Genomic DNA, 20,216 nt, shown 5'->3' with positions numbered 1-20,216 from the left:
CTTTTAAGCTGCTTCCTCCAGCCCGGCCGCATCCTTCCTGCGGAACTGGCTGGGCGGCGCGCCGAGTACACGTTTGAAGGCGCGGCTGAAGGAGGCCTCGGAATCATAGCCGAGCTTTTCCGCTGCCACTGTCACGCGCATGCCTTCGCGCAGCCACAGCCGTGCCTGATGCATGCGTACGCGCACCACATAACGCGCCGGGCTTTCGCCCACCACGCGGGTGAAGCGTTCCGCGAAACTGGAACGGGATGCACCCATCAACGATGCGAGTTCTTCCACGCTCCAGTCCTTTTCGGGGTTGAGATGGATAGCGGCCAGCACGCGGCCGAGTTCGGGATTGCGCACGGCGGCAAGCCAGCCGCTGGAATCGCCGCAGCCATGTTCCACCCATGTGCGGATCAGGGTTGCGGTCAATACATCGGCAAGCCTTGCCAGAATGCCGCCTGCGCCGACGCGATTGAGCTCCACCTCGCGCGTCATGGCTTCCAGCAAATGCGGAATGGCCGGATCGCTTTTGGCCAGATCGCTGGTCAACATCACATCCGGCATCAGTTGCAGGAGTGGGTGCAGATTATCCATGTTGAAACGCATCGAAGCGGTAAAGGCCACGGTATCACCGCCGGCGCTCGCGCATTGCAAGTCGAAAACACCCTGACAGACTTCCTTTTTGCCGAAGTGATCAAAGGGAGACGGCGTCACACTCTCACCACTGCCCAGCACATGGGCGTGGCCCCGGGGCAGAAGAACGGCATCGCCGCATGTCAGCGTCAGCCATTCGCCGGAAGGTTTCTGCAGTTTCGCCTGACCGACGCCGATGAAATGAAACCGCGCCGCGTCCTGTTCGGGAAAAGCCGTCGCCCAGGGTGTCGCCAGGCGGCAGCGGCCATACTCCACGCCGTCGAGCCTCAGGCCACGCAGCATTTCTGTCAGGGCATCATTCATGGCAGCTCTCGCAAATTCAGACGATTGGTTAAGGAATTTTGGTTTTATGGCATGAAAACGCCTGGATGTCACGCGTAGCGTGCAGAGTCGGATGCAAAGTGGTCAGCCGCGGTTTCGCTTAGGACTCACGTCTTCGGGCTGGTGGCAGCGGAGTTTCTGCCGGTCAGCCGCCTTCCCGGCGGCAAGGCGCAGACACCCGCGCCAGAGGCGCGCGCCTTCAGGTCGTCTTGATCGCGTTCTGCGTCCGGTCCTTGCCCACCTCGATCACATGACGCATGGCTTTCACCGCCGCATCCGTATCACGCGCGGCAATCGCATGCACGATGCGCAGATGGTTGGAGGCGATCTCGGCGATGGTGCCGGGCGAGGCGGCGGGCGAGGAAAGCTGGAAGGAAATGGCAAGGGCCGCTTCGATCAGCCCGCTTGCCGAGCGCATGAAGGGATTGCCGGACATATGCGCCACGGCCAGGTGGAATTCGAGATCGACCTTGGCGATGGTTTCCGGCGTATGTTTCGGATTGTCGAATTTGGCGGCGATGACATAGAGGGACACGATGTCGTCATTGGAGGCCTGCAGGGCCGCTGCTGCTGCCGCCGCCGGTTCCAGCGCCAGACGGATTTCCGCCAGATGCTTGACGAATTCCTGGTCTATGCCGGCCTCGCAGCGCCAGCCCAGCACGTCGGGATCGAAGAAATTCCAGCTTGAGCGATCAAGAACGCGGGTGCCGACCTTGGCCTTGGGTTCCACCAGCCGTTTGGCCGCCAGTGTCTTCATGGTTTCGCGCAACACTGTGCGCGAAACGCCGAAGCGCATGGAGAGTTCGGCATCATTGGGCAGCAGCGAGCCCTCCGCAATCCTGCCCGAGACGATGGCGCTGCCGAGTTCGGAGACCACATGGGCGTGGCTGTTCCGGCGTTTTCGCCCGCTTATCGTCGTTTCGAGCAGCCCCAAGAAAGCCTCCGTTTGCGTTATGCCGGATGTGGTCCGGCCAGTCTCCTGTTTGAATACCAGATGATTGCGCGCTGCAACACGATGAAGACGAAAAGCAGCACGCCAATGACGATTTTCGTCCACCAGGATGACAGCGTTCCGTCAAAAACGATGTAGGTCTGGATCAGCCCCTGGATCAGCAGGCCGACAAAGGTTCCCGCCACAAGTCCCGTGCCGCCTGTGAGAAGCGTGCCGCCGATGACGACTGCGGCGATGGCATCCAGCTCCACGCCAACCGTCGCCAGCGAATACCCCGACGAGGTGTAGAGCGTGTAGACGATGCCAGCGAGGCCGGAAAGGAAACCGGAAAGCGCATAGATGCCGATCGTCGTGCGCCCGATCGGAACGCCCATCAGTTCGGCCGATTGCGGGTTGCCGCCCAGCGCATAGACATTGGCGCCGAAGCGGGTGCGGCTGGCAATCAGCATGCCGGCGGCAAAGACGATGAGCATCAGCATGGCGAGCGCCGTCAGCCTGCCACCGCCCGGAAAGCGGAAATAAAAGCCTTGGATCTCGTCGATGAAGGGGTGCGAAATCGGCACCGATTGCGTGGAGATCAGATAGGCTGCACCGCGCGCCAGAAACATGCCCGCCAGCGTCACCACGAAAGGCGGGATCGACAGGAAGCGGATCATCGCTCCCATCAGGCAGCCGAACAGCGTGGAGACCACGAGCACGATGGCGAAGGCCAGAAGCGGGTGAATATTATAGGTGCCGACCATCACGGCCACGAAAACACTGGTGAAGGCGATGACCGAGCCGATGGACAGATCGATGCCGCCCGACAGGATGACGAAGGTCATGCCGACGGCGGCAATGCCGAGAAAGGCATTGTCGGTCAGAAGATTGCCTATCACCCGTGTCGACAGGATAGCCGGATATTGCAGCACGCACAGCAGATAGGCGATCACGAAGATCATCAGCGTGGTGAGGAAGGGCAGGTTGCGGCTGTGGATCATCGCGCGGTTCCTTCCTTGGTCATGCCGTTGGCAGCAGCCGGTTTTGCGTGCGGCTTGGGTGTTCTGACGAAGCCGAGAACCGCCATGATCGCCGGCGACTGCAGCGTCAGGACGACCATGATGATGCCGGCCTTGATGATGAGGTTGAATTCCGGCGGGAAACCGGAAACCAGAATGCCGGTATTGATGGTCTGGATGATGAGCGCCCCGATCAGCGATGCGGTGATGGAGAAGCGGCCGCCATTCAGCGATGTGCCGCCGATCACCACCGCCAGGATGGCGTCAAGTTCCAGCCACAGCCCGGCATTATTGGCATCCGCGCCGCGAATATCCGCAGTCACGATCATGCCGGCGATGGCCGCGCAGAGACCGGAGACGGCATAGACGAAAAACAGCAGGAAGCGCGCCCGCACCCCGGCAAGCGCCGCCGCGCGGCGATTGATGCCGGTCGCCTCGATCAGGAAGCCGAGCGCGCTCTTGCGCACCAGAACGCCGATGACGAGAGCCGCCGCCACCCAGATGATGACGGGCAGGGGAACGCCGGCAAAAGAGCCGGAGCCGATCGCGGCAAAGCCGTCATCGTTGAAGGTAAGGATGACACCTTCCGTGATGAGCTGGGCAATGCCGCGTCCCGCCACCATCAGGATCAGCGTGGCGATGATCGGCTGGATATCGAGAAGGGCGACAAGCACGCCGTTCCACAAGCCGCAGGCAATGCCAACCGCAAGCGAGACGGCAAGGACCGCGGGGATGGAATGGCCGTTGCTGATGAGCGTGGCGGCCACCGCGCCGCAAATGGCGATGACCGCGCCGATCGACAGATCGATGCCCTTGGTGGCGATCACCAGCGTCATGCCGATGGTCAAAAGCGCCACGGGGGCAGCGCGCACGAGAATATCGATCAGACTGCCATAGAGCCGCCCGTTCTGAAGCGAGACATCAAGAAAGCCAGGCGAAATGATTGTAATCGCTGCCAGAATGATGAAGAGGGCGGCGAGCTGGGGTGCAAGCCTCTTGAGGCGTCGTGTCACGGCCACCATCATGCCGCCTCCGTTTTCGCCGCCTCGGCGATCGCCCGCATGATGTTATCGGCGGTGACGTCACCACCCTTCAATTCGCTGACGTGGCGGCGGTCGGAGAGCACGACGACGCGATGGGCAACGGCGGTCAGCTCTTCGAGTTCGGACGAGATGACCACAAGCGACATGCCCTCGGTACAGAGTTTTTCGATCATTTTGAGAATTTCTGCATGGGCGCCGATATCGATGCCGCGGGTTGGTTCATCGAGAATCAGAAGCCGGGGATGGGTGGCGAGCCAGCGTGCCAGAATGGCTTTCTGCTGGTTGCCGCCGGACAGGAATTTTATCGGCCGGTTGGGATCGGCGGGACGGATATCGAGCGATTTGATGAAGCTTTCGGCAAGCTCCGCTTTTTGCCGACGGGACAATGGCCGTGCCCAGCCCTGACGGGCCTGAAGTGCCAGCGCAATATTGTCGGTCACCGAAAAATCGCCGATGATGCCGTCCGTCTTGCGCTCTTCCGGACAGAAGCCGAAGCCGGCGGTGATGGCGGCTTCGGGTGAGGAAATCGCCACCGTCTTTCCGTCTATCGTGGCCTTGCCGGTATCGGGCTTGTCGACGCCGAACAGCAGGAAAGCCGTTTCGGTGCGGCCGGAGCCGAGAAGACCGGCGACGCCGACGATTTCGCCGGGACGAATGCCAAGGTCGAAAGGGGCGATGCTGCCGCGTTTGCCGTAACCTTCGAAATGGATAGGCGGTTCGCCATCAACGACCGTATCATCCGCCGCCTGATGTTCGTGGGTGATGTGCTGCAATTCGCGGCCCAGCATCATCGCGATGAGTTCGGATCTGGGCAGGCTGCCGATATCGCGCGTGCCGACGAGACGACCATTGCGCAGAACCGTCACGCGGTCGGCGATATCATAGACCTGATTGAGGAAATGGGTGATGATGATGATACCGATGCCGCGCGCGCGCAGGTTTTTCAGCACGCCGAACAACATCTCGACCTCATGGGCGTCGAGACTGGCGGTCGGCTCGTCCAGCACCAGCACCTTGCCGGAAAGATCGACAGCGCGGGCAATGGCGATGATCTGGCGGATGGCGACGGAATAGCTGGACAGCAGGGCGTTGACGTCGATGGAAAGCCCGTATTGTGTTAGCAGCGCCTGGGACTGCTTCTGCATCGAGGCCCGGTCGATCATGCCGAAGCGATGCGGCTGGCGGCCGAGAAATAGGTTTTCCGCAACCGTGAGATTTTCGAGAAGGTTTACTTCCTGATAAACGGTGCCGATACCGAGCGCCTGTGCCTCGCCGACATTGGCGGGCGATATCTCGCTTCCGTCGAGAAAGATCGAGCCGCTGTCGCGGTGGTAAACGCCGGTCAGGATTTTGATGAGCGTCGACTTGCCCGCGCCGTTTTCGCCGAGAAGCGCATGGATTTCACCGCGTGCAAGCGAAAAATCAACGCCGTCCAGCGCCGTGATCCCCAGAAAGGATTTACCGATGGCGCGTGCTTCCAGAAGTGGTGCAGTTTCGGACATTGATGAGGTCCCGGATAAGAATGCGACGACGGAGCGGCACGGGGAGGTGCCGCTCCTCGAAGAAATGGCTTAGTAACCCAGGCCCTTCTTCGCCTCGTAGACCTTCATCGGGTCATCAGATGCCGTGTAGAGCTTGGATTCGGTCTGAATCCACTTCGCCGGTGCCTTCTTGTCTTTCAGATAGGCTTCAAGCGCGTCGAAGGCAGGGCCTGCCATGTCGGGTGTCAGTTCCACCGTCGCATTGGCTTCACCGGCAGCCATGGCCTTGAAGATATCAGGAACAGCATCGATGGAGACGACCTTGATGTCGGTTCCGGGCTTCAGGCCGGCTTCCTTGATGGCCTGGATTGCGCCGACGGCCATGTCGTCATTGTGGGCGTAAACGGCACAGATATCCTTGCCGCCGCCTTCAGCCTTGATGAAGCTTTCCATTACTTCCTTGCCCTTGGTACGGGTGAAGTCACCCGTCTGCGAGCGCACGATCTTGATGTTCTTGTGCGAAGCAATGGCTTCTTCGAAGCCCTTCTTACGGTTGATGGCAGGCGAAGAGCCGGTCGTGCCCTGAAGTTCGACGACCTTGCAATCCTTCGAACCGACATCCTTCACCAGCCAGTCGCCGGCAACCTTGCCTTCGTGGACCTGGTCCGAGGTAACGGCTGTCAGATAAAGATCGTCAGGCGCTTCGATCTGGCGATCAAGCAGGATGACGGGGATCTTTTCTTCCTTGGCTTCTTTCAGAACGGCGTCCCAGCCGGTTGCGACGACCGGTGCGATCAGGATTGCATCGACGCCCTGCGCGATAAAGCCGCGAACGGCCTTGATCTGGTTTTCCTGCTTTTGCTGCGCGTCGGCGAATTTCAGCGTAACGCCGCGTTTCTCGGCTTGCTGCTTGGTGACCGTGGTTTCAGCTGCACGCCAGCCGGATTCCGAACCGATCTGCGAGAAACCAACGGTGAGCGATTTTGCGGAAACACTGGATGCAAGGCACAGCGAAACGGCGACAGTGACTGTCGCGAGAGCTTTTCTCATCTTATTCCTCCCAGAGATGATGTCAGCGTGACGGACACACTATGAGCATATAGTAATACTCTTGAAAAGGGGCATTTTCGCATATTTCAATTTTAAAATGATGCCAAAATCATGAAATTCTGGAATAAGTTTATATAAATCAATAGTATAAGATATTCACGTTTTCTGGTTCGAACAGCCGGCATCCCCGCTTTGTCAAGCGCTATATCGCTTGACAGGATGTGGCAATGTCTAATAGTAATACAAATAAGAAGATGATTTTTGTCGGAATTTTGGGTCACAGTACCCGTGATTCAACCGGCAAAAGAGGGAGGGAGATTCCGTTGCGCAGTTCCGCGATGGCCGTAAATACCGAAAAATATTCGGTTAAAGCCGAAGAGCAGCCCAATGCCACTCGTCTGGGCTTGCACTGTCGGTTATGCGTGATCTCCGAGAAGCTGATTCCATTTTTCTTGCGCACAACATAAGCTTGTCGCATTTCGTAATATTTTACCGTTGGCCACTTCCGGCTGGAGACCCGCATCATGACGACATCTGATAATCTTCCTGCAACTCAGGGCAAGCTCCGTTCGCGCGCCTGGTTCGACAACCCAGCCAATGCGGACATGACCGCGCTTTATCTCGAGCGTTACATGAACTTCGGTCTCAGCCAGGCCGAGCTTCAGTCCGACCGCCCGATTATCGGTATTGCGCAGACCGGTTCCGACCTTTCGCCCTGCAACCGTCATCATCTGGAACTCGCCAACCGTCTGCGTGAAGGCATTCGTGAAGCCGGCGGCATCGCCATCGAATTCCCGGTGCATCCGATCCAGGAAACCGGTAAGCGTCCGACAGCGGGCCTTGATCGCAACCTGGCTTACCTCGGCCTCGTGGAAGTGCTTTATGGCTATCCGCTCGACGGCGTTGTTCTGACCATCGGCTGCGACAAGACCACGCCTGCCTGTCTTATGGCGGCGGCCACCGTCAACATTCCGGCCATCGCCCTTTCCGTCGGTCCCATGCTGAACGGCTGGTTCCGCGGTGAGCGCACCGGTTCCGGCACCATCGTCTGGAAGGCCCGCGAACTGCTGGCGAAGGGCGAGATCGATTACCAGGGCTTCGTCAAGCTCGTTGCCTCGTCTGCCCCGTCCACCGGCTATTGCAACACCATGGGCACGGCAACAACCATGAACTCGCTCGCCGAAGCGCTCGGCATGCAGCTTCCCGGCTCCGCCGCCATTCCGGCGCCTTACCGTGACCGTCAGGAAGTCTCTTACCTCACCGGCCTGCGCATCGTCGACATGGTCAGGGAAGACCTGAAACCATCAGACATCATGACCAAGGATGCCTTCATCAACGCCATCCGCGTTAATTCGGCGATCGGCGGTTCCACCAACGCGCCGATCCATCTAAACGGCCTTGCCCGCCATGTCGGCGTCGAGCTGACGGTGGATGACTGGCAGACCTATGGCGAAGACGTGCCGCTGCTCGTCAACCTGCAGCCGGCAGGCGAATATCTCGGCGAGGACTATTACCATGCCGGCGGCGTTCCCGCTGTCGTCAATCAGCTGATGACCCAAGGGCTGATCATGGAAGACGCCATGACCGTCAACGGCAAGACCATCGGCGACAATTGCCGTGGCGCGATCATCGAAGACGAGAAGGTCATCCGCCCCTATGAGCAGCCGCTCAAGGAGCGTGCCGGCTTCCGCGTTCTGCGCGGCAATCTGTTCTCCTCGGCCATCATGAAGACAAGCGTGATTTCGGAAGAATTCCGCGGTCGTTACCTCTCCAACCCTGATGATCCGGAAGCCTTCGAAGGCCGCGCCGTGGTGTTCGATGGTCCGGAGGATTACCATCATCGCATCGACGATCCGTCGCTTGGCATCGACGCCAACACCGTCCTGTTCATGCGCGGCGCCGGTCCGATCGGTTACCCGGGCGCAGCGGAAGTGGTGAACATGCGCGCGCCGGATTACCTTCTGAAGCAAGGCGTCAGTTCGCTGCCCTGCATCGGCGATGGCCGCCAGTCCGGCACGTCGGGCAGCCCATCCATCCTCAATGCCTCGCCGGAAGCGGCGGCCGGCGGCGGTCTGTCTATTCTGCAGACGGGTGACCGCGTCCGCATCGATGTGGGCCGCGGCAAGGCCGATATCCTGATATCAGGTGAAGAGCTCGCCAAGCGTTACGAGGCGCTGGCAGCTCAGGGCGGTTATAAGTTCCCCGACCACCAGACGCCGTGGCAGGAAATCCAGCGCGGTATCGTCAGCCAGATGGAAACCGGCGCGGTTCTGGAACCGGCCGTAAAGTATCAGCGCATCGCCCAGACCAAGGGCCTGCCGCGCGATAACCACTGAGGCGGCGTGGTTGACGTTTCAATGATGGGGAGGGCTTGCTCCTCTCCATCGTTATTCCCGCCTGTGCCGCAGCTGTCAGGTCTAATTGATCAGATATGCTGGATTATATTGATTTAGCAGGTGTTTGGAGGCGTTCGCAACGCTGCGGACGTAAACCGGGCACGACGTCATCAAATGAATGCCGAGGCTTGCTAGACCCTCAGTCGTCATCCTCGGGCTTGTCCCGAGGATCTGCAACCGATTGATTTTATTAGACGTGATTAGAACCTCGGCACAGGCCGAGGATGACGCTAAGGGGGTATCTACCGTCCCCGACCGGCGTCAGGCCTTAATGAAAATACAAACCGGATAGCAGTGTTTCCTTACGAGGACGCCGACTGTGGTTTTGGCACTCTTGGCGACGCGTTCGCGGCCTGCAGTCACAAACTTAAATCACCGGATAAAGCGACCAGAAGAACAGTTCATATTCCTGATCGCGGTCGTCGTCATGCGGTTCGTTGTCCGGTCTGCGCGGTGTTTTGTCCTGAAACTCGGTCTCCACCCGCTCATTGACGACGGGCATTCTTCGGCCGATGCCAAAGAGGTCAAAGGAGAGCATATTGAACCCTGCTACCATGGCCAGTTCCCTTCTTCACGCGAGTTAACGGGATGTTAAGTTTCGCGCGTTGCCATGATTTCGTCAAGATTGGCCATGGAATTTGTCTACCAATTTTAACAACAATGTCGTGATTGGCGTTTCACCGGGGCCGGATTTCACGCAATGAATGTTTATCCCTGCCGTCAGACCTCCTTCGCTGGGGCTTCGGAATAACCCTTCTCGGCCGCTTCCAGCGCGGAATCGGTGTTTGTTGAATGACCGAGGGTCTTCAGGGCGTTCGCGACGGCGGCGATATTGGCTTTCACCGCCTGCGGATGCGCGCGCCGGCCGGTGTGGTTGAGCCTTATCAACCGTTCCGCGCCGGGGCCGACGCCGACGGAAATATCCGCGCCATGCTGTCTGGATACAGCGGCGTGAAACGCTCCGGCTTCGACGCTATCCGGAAGGACGGCCGTGGAAACGAGGGCTGAGGCATGCGTTTCCTCCACCCAGTTGGCGATGCCGAGCGCCCTGATGCCATGACGGGTGGCAGCCGCTGCCCGCTCGTGGCGCGCATTGGCGGCTGGCAGACCCTCCGCCTCGATCCTGTCGAGTGCGGCGTCCAGCGCGTAAAATTCCAGCGGTGCTGGCGTTCCGGGCAGTGCGCCACGGCCGGCATCCAGCCAGAGCTGCTTCTGGTCGAGAAGCGAAAGCATGGAATTGGTGGGCGCCTTGTCGTGCGAAAGAAACTCCCATGCCTTCGGGCTGACCGAAATGGCCGATACGCCTGCCGGGCCGGCCAGCGCCTTCTGCGGCCCGATGACGGCGATATCAATACCCAGCTGGTCAACCTCGAAAGCGTGGCCGCCAATTGAGGCGACGGCATCCACCAGCGTGACGACGCCTCTGGTCTGCGCCAGCGCGGCGATGGCGGGCAGGGGGTTGAGAATGCCGCTTGCCGATTCCGCATGTACGATAGCGAGAAGATCGAAACCCGGCCCGTCATCCAGCGCCCGCTCCACCTCGGCGAGCGTCACCGGCTTTGCCGGGCTGGCCGTCAGGTTGCGCACCGTCGCGCCGCCGCGTTCCAGCCAGCCGCCGAACCATGCACCATAGGGGCTGGTGATGATGTTGAGCGCCCTCAGCCCCGGCCGCGCAAGGCTTGTCGCCGCTGCCTCCAGCGCCAGCACGGCTTCCGCCTGTATCAGCAGCACGTCGTTTTTTGTGCCCATCAGCGCCGCCAGCCGGTCGGCCAGCATGGCGTAACGCTCTGCAGGGAAAGCGGGCGGGTCGAGGAGCAATGCGTAATCCGGGGCAGGCATGTCTTATCCTTGCATGGTGGTGATGAGCCGCGGTGCGGCGTCGATCAGGCTTCTGGCGGTCGAGGATTGCGGCGCGGAAATGATCGCCCCCGTCTCGCCGATTTCGACGATCCGCCCCGTCTCCATGATCGCGACGCGGTGGCAGACGGCGCGGATGACCGCGAGATCGTGGGACACGAAAATACAGGAAATCGCCATTTCCCGCTGGATTTCCACCAGCAGTTCGAGAATCTGCCGGCGAACCGAAACATCGAGCGCCGATACCGCTTCGTCCAAAATGAGCAACGATGGCTTGAGTGCGATGGCGCGGGCAATCGCCACACGCTGCCTTTGCCCGCCCGAAAGCTCGAAAACGGAGCGGCCGGCATAGGCGGCGGGCAGGCCGACACGATCGAGAAGGCGGGATATTTCCGCCGCACGGTCGCGTCTTTTAACGATACGGTGAATGCGCAGCGGCTCGCTTATGGCATCTTCAACGGTGGCGCGTGGATTGAACGCACCATGCGTATCCTGAAACACCATCTGCATCTGCTGCCGCGCGGCTCGCAATTCGCTGCCGCCAAGCGCAAGCCAGTCGCGGTTTTCAAAACGCACAGTGCCCTCGTCGGCAGGAATAAGCCGCATGAGAATGCGTGCCAGCGTCGATTTTCCGCAGCCGGAGGGGCCGGCCAGCCCCAGCGTCTCGCCGCGCTTGAGCGAAAACGAGATATCGGAGAGCGCCGTCACCGTTCTTGCGCCGGTGCGGTAGGTCTTGGACAGGCCATCCACGCTCAGAAGGGCTTCGTTCATGGCGCGGCCTCGCTGATGAGCGGCGGGGTCGAAAGATCGAGATAATCGGCAAGCAGCGTGCGGGTGTAAGGATGTGTGGGTGCGGAAAGTACCCGGCGGGCCGGGCCGTGTTCCACAAGCTCTCCGGCGCTCAGAACCGCGATGTCATCGGCAAGGCTGGAGGCAAGGCCGATATCATGGGTGATGAAAACAAGCGTTGTTTCCTCTTCGCGTACGAGACCATCCAGCAGGGCGGCGATGGCTGCTTGCGTGACGGTGTCGAGAGCGCTCGTCGCCTCATCGGCAATCAGGATCGCGGGACGCGCCGCAATGGCGGCGGCAATCGCCACACGTTGCCTCTGCCCGCCGGACAGCTGGTGCGGATAGGCGGAAAGCAGGTGTGAAGGATGTGGCAGCCGCACCCTTTCCAGAAGATCGCGGGCAAGATCGCGCCCCTGCCGCCAAGAGAGACCGAGATGCCGCACTGCCCCTTCGGCCACCTGTTCGCCGATGGTCAGAACCGGGTTCAGCGTTGCGCCGGTATCCTGAAAGATCGTGCCGATATCGCGGCCCGGCATCGGTCTGCCGGTGAAAAGACCGCTGTCACGGCTCCAGGAAATATCACCCGAAACCTGCGCTCTTGCGGGCAGAAGCCCGGCGATTGCCTTGCCGAGTGTGGATTTGCCCGAGCCGCTTTCACCGATGATCGCCAGCCGCTGTCCCTGCCGTATCGTCAGTGAAGCCTTGCGCAGTGCCGGTGCGTCGGCCGCTGCATAACGGACGCTGAGATCGTCGATCCGGCAAAGCGCGTTGCCGCTCATGGCGCTTGCCTCCTCGTCGCCATTGCCCGGTTGATGCCTTCTCCGAAAAGATAGACGCCGAGCACGGTCACCAGCAGGCCGATGCCGGGGATGACGGACAGGAACGCCGCCGAGCGGAGCACGTTGCGTCCCTCGGCGATCATCGACCCCCAGGTAACGATATTGGGATCGCCAAGCCCGAGGAAGGACAGCGCCGCCTCGGTGAGGATGGCAGCGGCGACGATGATGGCGGCCAGCGCCAGAACCGGCGGCAGGGCGTTGGGCAATATTTGCCGGAAGGCGATTTCCAGCGGGTGCATGCCGATGGCGCGGGCGGATTGCACATAGTCCCGCTCGCGGATACTTAGCACCTGCGCCCGCATCAACCGCGCCGGATCCGCCCACGCACCGAGCGCAATGGCCAGAATGACAATGGGCATGGAAGGGCCGATGGTGCTGACGAAGGCGAGCGCCAGCAGGAAATTCGGCACGATCTGAAAGGCATCGGTGACGCGCATCAGCGCTTCATCCACGAGGCCGCCGGCAAAACCGGCAATCGTGCCGATGACGGTGCCGATGACAAGGGCGGCAGCGGCCGCACCCATGCCGACGAGCAGGGAGGCCTGCGCGCCATGGGCAAGCTCGGCCAGCACATTGCGGCCGAGCCGGTCAGTGCCGAGCGGCAGGGCCGCATCCGTGAAAGGCGCAATCAGCGGCTCTCCGATAATGGCCAGCGGATCGCCGGGAAACGCGAGAGGCGCGGCGAGCGCAGTCACCACAAGCAGTGCGAGAATGATGAAGCCAGTCACGCCTTCGAAACTGCGCAGGAGCCGGAGAGCGAAATTCATGCCGCACTCTCCCCGCTGCCGATGCGTGGATCGAAAACGGCATAGAGAATGTCGACGGCGAGATTGACGAGGATGACGAAGACGGCGCTGGTGAGGATAATGCCCATCAGGAGCGGCGTGTCGCGGCCGCTGACAGCCTCCTGCGCCAGCCGGCCGAAACCCGGAATGGCAAAGACACTTTCGATCACCACGCTGCCGCCCAGCATGGTGGCGGCCTGCAGGCCAAGCACGGTGACGAGCGGCAGCGCCGCGTTGCGGGCAACGTGACGCAGCACGATGCGCCGTCTGGAAAGCCCCTTGGCTTCTGCAAAAAGCACGAAATCCAGTGGCCAGATCGCCGCCATGGCGGTGCGCATGACGCGCAGGAACAGCGCCAGATAGATGAGGCCGAGGCTGGCGACGGGCAGGACGAGATGGCGGGCGATATCCAGCGCCCTTGCAAAACCCTGCTTGCCCGAGGCGATTGTTTCGATGCCTGAGGTTGGCAGCCAGCGAAGCTGTACGGCAAAGACGATGGCAAGCACGAGGCCGAGCCAGAAGCCGGGCGTGGCGTAAAGTGCAAGCGAAAGTGTTGAAAGGACACGGTCCATCAGCCCGCCGGGGCGCGCGCCGGCGACGATGCCGAGCGTGGTGCCGAGGATGAAGGCGAGTGCCGTGGCGCTGCCCATCAGGAGCAGCGTGTTCGGCAGTCGCTCGAGGATCAGTCCCAGCACCGGCCGATCAAAGGCAAGCGACCAGCCGAAATCGAGCCGCAGCACCGAACTGGCATAAAGCCAGAAACGGGCGAGCATCGAACCATTGAGGCCATATTGCTCGCGCAGCGCATCCCGCAGCCCGGCATCGCCGCCGCCGATGGAAACGAGATAGGCATCCACCGCATCACCGGAGGCATTTTCAAGAAGGACGAAGGTGAAGATGAGAACGATCAGCAACACCGGAATGGCGCTGATCGCCCTTCGCCGCAGTAATGTCGCCGCGCGTCTCACGGCGCTGCCTCAGCTATCGACCGCCGTATCCGCCCAGTTGGAAACTGCCCAGCGCGGATTGCTGGCGACATGTTTGACCGTGTCGCGCGCCACCGTGATGAAACCCCATTCTGCGACGTTTATCAGCGGCAGATCGGCGGCGACCTGTTTCTGGAAATCCTTGTAAAGTGCGGTGCGCGCAGCCGCATGCACGGTTTCCGCCGCCTTGTCGATCAGCGTATCGAGCGTCTTGTTCTCATACCCGCCCTGATTGGAGAAGCCGACGCCGGCCGGAATGCCGGAGCGCACAAGAATGGTGGTCGAGATCGCCGGATCGCCACGGAACACCGGCGGTGCAATGGCGAGATCGAAGGCGTGGTCGGTATAAACGGCCTTCTGGTGCGCGGCGGCGTCGTTATTGACCAGCTCGGCATCGATGCCAATCTCCTGGAGCGCCTGACGCAGATAGGAGCCGAACTGCTTGGTTTCGTTGAAATAGGGGGCGGGCAGAAGTTTCAGCGCAAAACGTGTGCCGTCCGGGCCGCGCGCATAACCGGCCTCGTCGAGCAGGGCGTTGGCCTTGGCGACGTCGAAGTCATAGGTCTCGACATCGTCGGTATAAAATTCCGGCGCGTTTTTCGGCACGGGGCCTGTCGATGCCGTGGCATAACCCAGGAACACCTTGTCGATGACGAATTTCTTGTCGATGGCGTGGGCGATGGCCTTTCTGACCTTCAGATCGGCCAGTTCCTTGCGGCGGTGGTTGATTTCCACCACCAGCTGATAGGTCAGCGCCTCGTAACCATCGGCGATCACCTTGATGCCCGGCTGCTTGGCAATGCGGGCGAGATCGGCCAGCGGTACGGCGGAGAAAGCTGCCAGCTGGATTTCTTCCGCTTCCAGCGCCGAAGCAGCGCCCGCGCGGTCGGGCAGGACGCGATAGATGATCTCGTCGAGCTGCGGCTGGTTCTTGGCCCAGTAATTGGGATTGCGGGTCAGGCGGTAATATTCGCCGGGCTTATATTCGGCAAACACGAATGGCCCGGTGCCGACCGGTTTGGTATTGGCCGGATTGGTGGCGATATCGGTGCCTTCATAGAGATGTTTCGGCACGACGCTGGTGACCACCGGCAAGGCATTGCGGATTAGCTGGAACGGCGTGGGCTTGGAAAAATGGAAGACGGCCGTGTGGTCGTTGGGCGTTTCCACCTTTTCGAGATTGGCGAAGACCAGCCGCCCGAGGTTCTGCAGCGGTTTCCACACGGAGAGCGCCGAAAAGGCCACGTCCGCCGAGGTGAAGGGTTTGCCGTCATGCCAGGTCACGCCCTCGCGCAGCTTGAAGGTGGCGCTGAGGCCATCATCCGATCCCTGCCATTCGGTCGCAAGCCGCGGCTCCAGCCCGCCCTTGCCGTTAAAGGAGGCTTCCGCCAGCGGCTCGACGATCTTGCTGGCGATATAAAACACGCCGTTGGAGGCCACGATGGCCGGATTGAGGTTTTTCGGCTCGGAATCGGCCGCAACTATTAACCGCCCCCCGGATTTCTCCTGCGCTGCGGCAATTCCCGCCAGTCCCGTGGTTGCGGCAAGAGCAAGCGAGGTCTTGAGAAGCGAGCGGCGGGAAAGCTGGACAGGCGACATGAATTTCACTCCGGAAATGAGGGCGAGACGGGCCTTTCCGCTTGGCCCGCGGCGCGCCGATCTTAAGGCTGCAACCTCGGCAGTGTCCACGTTAATTCGCGGGGTTTACAGCAATGATTTTACGTTGCGCGCGCCTTGGCTGAAACAATATGCCTTAAAGCGGCAATCGCTTTTCTCCCGCCGTGTCCAATACCTGATGGCGCCACCCAAAAACTGGATTTAATCCAGTAAAATGAGCGGCTTGGGATGGTATTTTCTCCGCAGGACGCGCCGCTCTTTGGCTGTGGAAGAGTTGAAAATCTGTTGCCATGGCCCGGTTTGGAAAGGGGTAATTAACCTTTATTTTCTATTTCAGGGAGACCGAAATATGTACGTTTATGATGAGTGTGCACGCTGCCATGAGCTTCTCCCGATCCAGATTCCAGAATTCGTCCAATAACGCAGGGGAGGGGAGCGACAACGCTCGTCATGCCGGCGGCAAGGCGGTTGCCGGGCAGCAGACGGCGATGAAAGCGGGTGCGACGCCCCGGCCGAATGCCGATGTCAGCGCGGCCGACGCCATTGAAGGCCGCACGGAGATGCCTGGCTGGCAGAATGCTTTTGTGCTTGGCCCCAATGTGCGCTTTACCCGTACGCCGGAAAGCGCCTTTAATCGACGCATGCCGGTCGAGACGCCGAATATTCCGGAAGAGCCCGAGATTTCCGATGAGGGAGTGGTTGCTGTCGCCGCGCCAGAGATGCTGGAGCCAGAGGCAGTAACGCAGGAAGAAACCACTGTCGCATCACAGCCGGTCGTAAAACCGGCGGAGCAGCGTGTGCCGCCGCAGCGCATGCCGTTTCTGCCGCAGCCGCCCGATGCGCGCGGTGCAAGGGCGCTGACCTATAAATTGCGTCTGGAACTTGCCCGCAAGCAGGCAGAAGAAGCCGCGACCGCCGCGCTGGCGCCGGCTCAGCCGCTGACGGCGGCGCCCTTGGTGGAAGCGCTGGCACAGCGGGTATTTTCCCCTGTTCAGCCGATGCCCGACGTACAGCCAGCGGCTGCGCCGCAGGCTACCGTGCCGGCTGCGTCCGTCCCAGCCTTTGCCGCCCATCTGCCGGATGAGCTGTTTTGGGAAGTCATGACGCTCGATCTGCCGGGTGGGGCAGTGGAGACCATTCCAGCCTATATCCGCGCCAATTTTGCCGATCCCACCTTCGTAAGCCCCGCTTTGACGAACCCGGCGCTGACGGCGTCCATCCCTGCTGTTTCCATGCCCGCTGCCGCTGCCGTCGTGCTTTCGTCCGAACCTCCGGTCGTCACCGTGCCGGGTGGTTCCGCGATCCGGATGTATCGGGAAATCGGTGTGCGTCAGGCCATCGTTCCTGCCGCCGAACAGGAGATCACGCAACAGCCGTTGGCGGAGGCCCCCGTGCTCGTCGAGCCGCAGCGGCCCGTCGAGCAGGTCAAGCCGATTGAAAGCCAGCCGGCAGAAAGAATAGTGGCGGAGCCGCGTTTCACCGTTCGCGCACCCATTCAGGCGTCGCAGCCAATGTTCCGCGAAGCGCCGGTCTTTGCCGAGGGAGAATATGAATATCCCTCCATCGATCTTCTGCAGCAGGCACGCGTCCAGCAGACCACGACCATGACGCCCGAAGCGCTGGAACAGAGCGCCGGGCTTCTCGAAAGCGTGCTTGAGGATTTTGGCATCAAGGGCGAGATCATCGATGTTCGCCCCGGCCCGGTCGTGACGCTTTACGAGTTCGAGCCGGCCCCCGGCGTCAAATCCTCGCGCGTCATCGGTCTGTCCGACGATATCGCCCGCTCCATGTCGGCGCTCTCGGCGCGTGTCGCCGTCGTGCCCGGCCGCAATGTCATCGGCATCGAACTGCCGAATCCCGTGCGTGAGACGGTCTATCTGCGTGAACTGATCGAAGCGACGGATTACGCCGAGACACGCCAGAAGCTCGCGCTCTGCCTCGGCAAGACCATCGGCGGCGAACCCGTCATCGCCGAACTGGCGAAGATGCCGCATCTACTCGTCGCCGGCACCACCGGTTCCGGCAAGTCGGTCGCCATCAACACCATGATCCTGTCGCTGCTCTACCGTCTGAAACCGGAAGAATGCCGCCTGATCATGGTCGATCCGAAGATGCTTGAGCTTTCCGTTTATGACGGCATCCCGCATCTCCTGACGCCCGTTGTCACCGATCCGAAAAAGGCGGTCATGGCGCTGAAATGGGCCGTGCGCGAAATGGAAGACCGCTATCGCAAGATGTCGCGTCTCGGCGTGCGCAATATCGACGGTTACAATGCAAGGGCGGCTGCCGCCCGCGCGAAGGGGGAGACGGTATTCTGCAACGTGCAGACCGGTTTTGACCGTGCGACAGGCGAAGCGGTTTACGAGCAGGAGGAAATGGATCTCACCGCCATGCCTTACATCGTCGTCATCGTCGATGAAATGGCCGACCTGATGATGGTCGCCGGCAAGGAGATCGAAGGCGCGATCCAGCGTCTGGCGCAGATGGCACGCGCTGCCGGCATCCACCTGATCATGGCGACCCAGCGCCCGTCAGTCGATGTCATTACCGGCACGATCAAGGCGAACTTCCCGACCCGTATCTCCTTCCAGGTGACCTCAAAGATCGATAGCCGCACCATCCTTGGCGAACAGGGCGCGGAGCATCTGCTCGGCCAGGGCGACATGCTGCACATGATGGGCGGCGGCCGCATTGCCCGTGTCCACGGTCCGTTCGTTTCGGACGAAGAAGTGGAAAAGGTCGTGGCGCATCTGAAGACCCAAGGTCGCCCGGAATATCTCGGCACCGTTACGGAAGACGCCGATGAGGCCGATGAAGAGGTCGAAGAGGATGCCGCTGTTTTCGACAAGACCGCCATGGGCGAGGATGACAGCGACGATCTCTATGAAAAGGCGGTCAAGGTGGTGATGCGCGACAAGAAGTGCTCGACCTCCTATATCCAGAGGCGCCTGTCCGTGGGTTATAATCGCGCTGCCTCGCTGGTGGAACGCATGGAGCAGGAAGGCATTGTGGGCCCGGCCAACCATGTCGGCAAACGCGCCATCATCGCCGGTGAGCGTGGTGGTTTCGAAACGGTCGGCGCGGACGACTGATTTCACACCGGTTCTACGGTGAGGATTTCAAGTGCCGCTCCTGCGACCTCGTGATGCCGGGCTCGACCCGGCATACAGCCACGTCGCGTGTGCGACGTGGAAGGGACTTCTTAGATCAAGGACTTGATCGCACTGGTTTCCGGCGCAAACCCGGAATCATGGATATGAGGTTGTCGTATCTTGAGCGCTTATTGGCGTTTCGGTCGCGATATTCGATTGCAAAAACGCGCCCCGTGAATAGCCTGTGCGGCATAGATTCTGGAATTGGGTAGGGTTCCCTTATGGCGCACGGTAACGAAAAGGCCACTGTTCTGGCGAGGCTGGACGAGTTGGAGCGGTTCTGCCGCGCCGTTTTTCTGGCCGTCGGCACCGATGAGGAAACGGCCGATGCGGCGACCCGCGCCATGATGCACGGCACAAGGCTCGGCGTGGACAGCCATGGCGTGCGCCTGCTTGCCCATTATGTCACGGCCCTTGAAGGCGGGCGCCTCAATCGGCGGCCGCAGATCAGCCGCGTGTCCGGTTTCGGTGCCGTGGAAACGATCGATGCCGATCATGCCCATGGCGCCCGCGCCACCTATGCGGCCATGGAGAATGCCATGGCGCTTGCGGAAAAATTCGGCATTGGCGCGGTGGCGATCCGCAACTCCTCGCATTTCGGCCCGGCCGGCGCTTATGCGCTGGAAGCGGCCCGGCAGGGTTATATCGGCCTTGCCTTCTGCAATTCGGACAGTTTCGTGCGTCTGCATGATGGTGCCATGCGGTTTCACGGCACCAACCCGATTGCCGTCGGTGTGCCGGCAGCGGATGACATGCCCTGGCTGCTGGATATGGCCACAAGCGCCGTGCCCTATAACCGTGTTCTGCTATACCGCAGCCTCGGCCAGCAACTGCCGCAAGGCGTCGCCTCGGATGGCGACGGCGTCGATACGCGCGACCCCAATGCCGTCGAGATGCTTGCCCCCGTTGGCGGTGAATTCGGTTTCAAGGGGGCGGCGCTGGCGGGAGTGGTCGAGATTTTCAGCGCAGTTCTCACCGGCATGAGGCTCAGTTTCGATCTCGCCCCCATGGGCGGGCCGGATTTTTCAACGCCGCGTGGGCTTGGAGCCTTCGTGCTGGCGCTGAAGCCGGAGGCCTTCCTGGAGCGGGACGTGTTCGACGAGAGCATGAAACGTTATCTCGAAGTGCTGCGCGGATCACCCGCCCGCGAAGATTGCAAGGTCATGGCGCCGGGCGACCGGGAATGGGCGGTTGCGGCAAAACGGGAGAGGGAAGGCGCGCCGGTCGATCCCGTCACACGGGCGGCCTTTTCGGAGCTTGCGGAAAAATTCTCGGTCAGCCCACCCACCTATCATTAAAGCCGCCTAT

18 protein-coding genes are annotated in these 20,216 nt (G+C 61.0%); 5 read left to right on the top strand and 13 right to left on the bottom strand.

The window, feature by feature from the left end; genetic code table 11:
• Nucleotides 1–3 precede the first annotated feature (3 nt).
• From ATU_RS14895 to ytfQ, 6 genes are all read right to left on the bottom strand, one after another.
• The gene (locus ATU_RS14895) at nt 4–942 is read right to left on the bottom strand and encodes an AraC family transcriptional regulator (protein ID WP_010972862.1); all 939 of its coding nucleotides are present in this window, start codon (nt 940–942) and stop codon (nt 4–6) included.
• A gap of 217 nt (nt 943–1,159) precedes the next feature.
• On the bottom strand, nt 1,160–1,894 hold the full coding sequence (locus ATU_RS14890; protein WP_010972861.1) for a FadR/GntR family transcriptional regulator: 735 nt from the start codon (nt 1,892–1,894) through the stop codon (nt 1,160–1,162).
• 17 nt (nt 1,895–1,911) lie between these two features.
• Nucleotides 1,912–2,892, bottom strand: coding sequence for a galactofuranose ABC transporter, permease protein YjfF (gene yjfF / locus ATU_RS14885; protein ID WP_010972860.1), 981 nt, complete (start codon nt 2,890–2,892; stop codon nt 1,912–1,914).
• Entirely contained in the window at nt 2,889–3,932 is a 1,044-nt protein-coding gene (locus ATU_RS14880; protein ID WP_035257554.1) for an ABC transporter permease, read from the bottom strand. The genes yjfF and ATU_RS14880 overlap by 4 nt, the downstream gene beginning before the upstream one ends.
• Nucleotides 3,932–5,455, bottom strand: a complete 1,524-nt coding sequence (locus tag ATU_RS14875; protein ID WP_010972858.1) for a sugar ABC transporter ATP-binding protein — start codon at nt 5,453–5,455, stop codon at nt 3,932–3,934. Before ATU_RS14875 ends, ATU_RS14880 begins: the two co-directional genes overlap by 1 nt.
• A gap of 69 nt (nt 5,456–5,524) precedes the next feature.
• Entirely contained in the window at nt 5,525–6,484 is a 960-nt protein-coding gene (gene ytfQ / locus ATU_RS14870; protein ID WP_006314797.1) for a galactofuranose ABC transporter, galactofuranose-binding protein YtfQ, read from the bottom strand.
• Between the two features lie 227 nt (nt 6,485–6,711).
• On the opposite strand from ytfQ, the gene ATU_RS14865 reads away from it, so the two are divergent.
• Both ATU_RS14865 and ATU_RS14860 read left to right on the top strand, forming a co-directional pair.
• Nucleotides 6,712–6,951 (top strand): hypothetical protein, encoded by a 240-nt coding sequence (locus ATU_RS14865; protein ID WP_162180332.1) that lies wholly within the window; start codon nt 6,712–6,714, stop codon nt 6,949–6,951.
• A gap of 57 nt (nt 6,952–7,008) precedes the next feature.
• Entirely contained in the window at nt 7,009–8,820 is a 1,812-nt protein-coding gene (locus ATU_RS14860; protein WP_006314796.1) for an IlvD/Edd family dehydratase, read from the top strand.
• A 427-nt stretch (nt 8,821–9,247) separates the two neighbouring features.
• Here ATU_RS14860 and ATU_RS14855 read toward each other — a convergent pair whose 3' ends face one another.
• The 7 genes from ATU_RS14855 to ATU_RS14825 form a co-directional block, all read right to left on the bottom strand.
• Nucleotides 9,248–9,436, bottom strand: a complete 189-nt coding sequence (locus ATU_RS14855; protein WP_006314794.1) for a hypothetical protein — start codon at nt 9,434–9,436, stop codon at nt 9,248–9,250.
• Between the two features lie 164 nt (nt 9,437–9,600).
• Nucleotides 9,601–10,719, bottom strand: a complete 1,119-nt coding sequence (locus tag ATU_RS14850) for a pyridoxal-phosphate-dependent aminotransferase family protein (protein WP_010972854.1) — start codon at nt 10,717–10,719, stop codon at nt 9,601–9,603.
• 3 nt (nt 10,720–10,722) lie between these two features.
• Entirely contained in the window at nt 10,723–11,508 is a 786-nt protein-coding gene (locus ATU_RS14845; protein ID WP_010972853.1) for an ABC transporter ATP-binding protein, read from the bottom strand.
• Entirely contained in the window at nt 11,505–12,308 is an 804-nt protein-coding gene (locus tag ATU_RS14840; RefSeq protein WP_010972852.1) for an ATP-binding cassette domain-containing protein, read from the bottom strand. The genes ATU_RS14845 and ATU_RS14840 overlap by 4 nt, the downstream gene beginning before the upstream one ends.
• Entirely contained in the window at nt 12,305–13,135 is an 831-nt protein-coding gene (locus ATU_RS14835; RefSeq protein WP_010972851.1) for an ABC transporter permease, read from the bottom strand. Before ATU_RS14835 ends, ATU_RS14840 begins: the two co-directional genes overlap by 4 nt.
• A complete protein-coding gene (locus ATU_RS14830) occupies nt 13,132–14,121 on the bottom strand; it encodes an ABC transporter permease (RefSeq protein ID WP_010972850.1) in 990 nt (329 codons plus the stop codon). The genes ATU_RS14835 and ATU_RS14830 overlap by 4 nt, the downstream gene beginning before the upstream one ends.
• 9 nt (nt 14,122–14,130) lie before the next feature.
• Nucleotides 14,131–15,738 carry an ABC transporter substrate-binding protein gene (locus ATU_RS14825; protein ID WP_035257436.1) on the bottom strand — a complete coding sequence of 536 codons (1,608 nt, stop codon included), beginning with the start codon at nt 15,736–15,738 and terminating at the stop codon, nt 14,131–14,133.
• Between ATU_RS14825 and ATU_RS14820 the strand changes: the two genes are divergently transcribed.
• The 3 genes from ATU_RS14820 to ATU_RS14810 all read left to right on the top strand — a co-directional run bounded on the left by ATU_RS14820 (nt 15,737) and on the right by ATU_RS14810 (nt 20,206).
• Entirely contained in the window at nt 15,737–15,961 is a 225-nt protein-coding gene (locus tag ATU_RS14820; RefSeq protein ID WP_035257438.1) for a hypothetical protein, read from the top strand. The genes ATU_RS14825 and ATU_RS14820 overlap by 2 nt on opposite strands.
• A gap of 154 nt (nt 15,962–16,115) precedes the next feature.
• Nucleotides 16,116–18,848, top strand: a complete 2,733-nt coding sequence (locus tag ATU_RS14815) for a DNA translocase FtsK (RefSeq protein ID WP_010972848.1) — start codon at nt 16,116–16,118, stop codon at nt 18,846–18,848.
• 281 nt (nt 18,849–19,129) lie between these two features.
• On the top strand, nt 19,130–20,206 hold the full coding sequence (locus ATU_RS14810; RefSeq protein ID WP_035257444.1) for an Ldh family oxidoreductase: 1,077 nt from the start codon (nt 19,130–19,132) through the stop codon (nt 20,204–20,206).
• The last annotated feature ends 10 nt before the right edge of the window (nt 20,207–20,216 follow it).

The organism is Agrobacterium fabrum str. C58 (assembly GCF_000092025.1).
Lineage (GTDB): Bacteria > Pseudomonadota > Alphaproteobacteria > Rhizobiales > Rhizobiaceae > Agrobacterium > Agrobacterium fabrum.
Note: the sequence above shows the minus strand (reverse complement) of the source record. Positions and strands in the feature narration are given on the sequence as shown.

Excerpts from the sequence above, each read along its gene's own strand:
- ATU_RS14815 (WP_010972848.1), top strand. The coding sequence starts at position 16,116 with ATGATGAGTGTGCACGCTGCCATGAGCTTCTCCCGATCCAGATTCCAG.
- yjfF (WP_010972860.1), bottom strand. The coding sequence starts at position 2,892 with ATGATCCACAGCCGCAACCTGCCCTTCCTCACCACGCTGATGATCTTC.
- ATU_RS14820 (WP_035257438.1), top strand. The coding sequence starts at position 15,737 with ATGAATTTCACTCCGGAAATGAGGGCGAGACGGGCCTTTCCGCTTGGC.
- ATU_RS14875 (WP_010972858.1), bottom strand. The coding sequence starts at position 5,455 with ATGTCCGAAACTGCACCACTTCTGGAAGCACGCGCCATCGGTAAATCC.
- ATU_RS14895 (WP_010972862.1), bottom strand. The coding sequence starts at position 942 with ATGAATGATGCCCTGACAGAAATGCTGCGTGGCCTGAGGCTCGACGGC.
- ytfQ (WP_006314797.1), bottom strand. The coding sequence starts at position 6,484 with ATGAGAAAAGCTCTCGCGACAGTCACTGTCGCCGTTTCGCTGTGCCTT.
- ATU_RS14855 (WP_006314794.1), bottom strand. The coding sequence starts at position 9,436 with ATGGTAGCAGGGTTCAATATGCTCTCCTTTGACCTCTTTGGCATCGGC.
- ATU_RS14845 (WP_010972853.1), bottom strand. The coding sequence starts at position 11,508 with ATGAACGAAGCCCTTCTGAGCGTGGATGGCCTGTCCAAGACCTACCGC.
- ATU_RS14840 (WP_010972852.1), bottom strand. The coding sequence starts at position 12,308 with ATGAGCGGCAACGCGCTTTGCCGGATCGACGATCTCAGCGTCCGTTAT.
- ATU_RS14865 (WP_162180332.1), top strand. The coding sequence starts at position 6,712 with ATGTCTAATAGTAATACAAATAAGAAGATGATTTTTGTCGGAATTTTG.
- ATU_RS14860 (WP_006314796.1), top strand. The coding sequence starts at position 7,009 with ATGACGACATCTGATAATCTTCCTGCAACTCAGGGCAAGCTCCGTTCG.
- ATU_RS14880 (WP_035257554.1), bottom strand. The coding sequence starts at position 3,932 with ATGGTGGCCGTGACACGACGCCTCAAGAGGCTTGCACCCCAGCTCGCC.
- ATU_RS14810 (WP_035257444.1), top strand. The coding sequence starts at position 19,130 with ATGGCGCACGGTAACGAAAAGGCCACTGTTCTGGCGAGGCTGGACGAG.
- ATU_RS14825 (WP_035257436.1), bottom strand. The coding sequence starts at position 15,738 with ATGTCGCCTGTCCAGCTTTCCCGCCGCTCGCTTCTCAAGACCTCGCTT.
- ATU_RS14835 (WP_010972851.1), bottom strand. The coding sequence starts at position 13,135 with ATGAATTTCGCTCTCCGGCTCCTGCGCAGTTTCGAAGGCGTGACTGGC.
- ATU_RS14850 (WP_010972854.1), bottom strand. The coding sequence starts at position 10,719 with ATGCCTGCCCCGGATTACGCATTGCTCCTCGACCCGCCCGCTTTCCCT.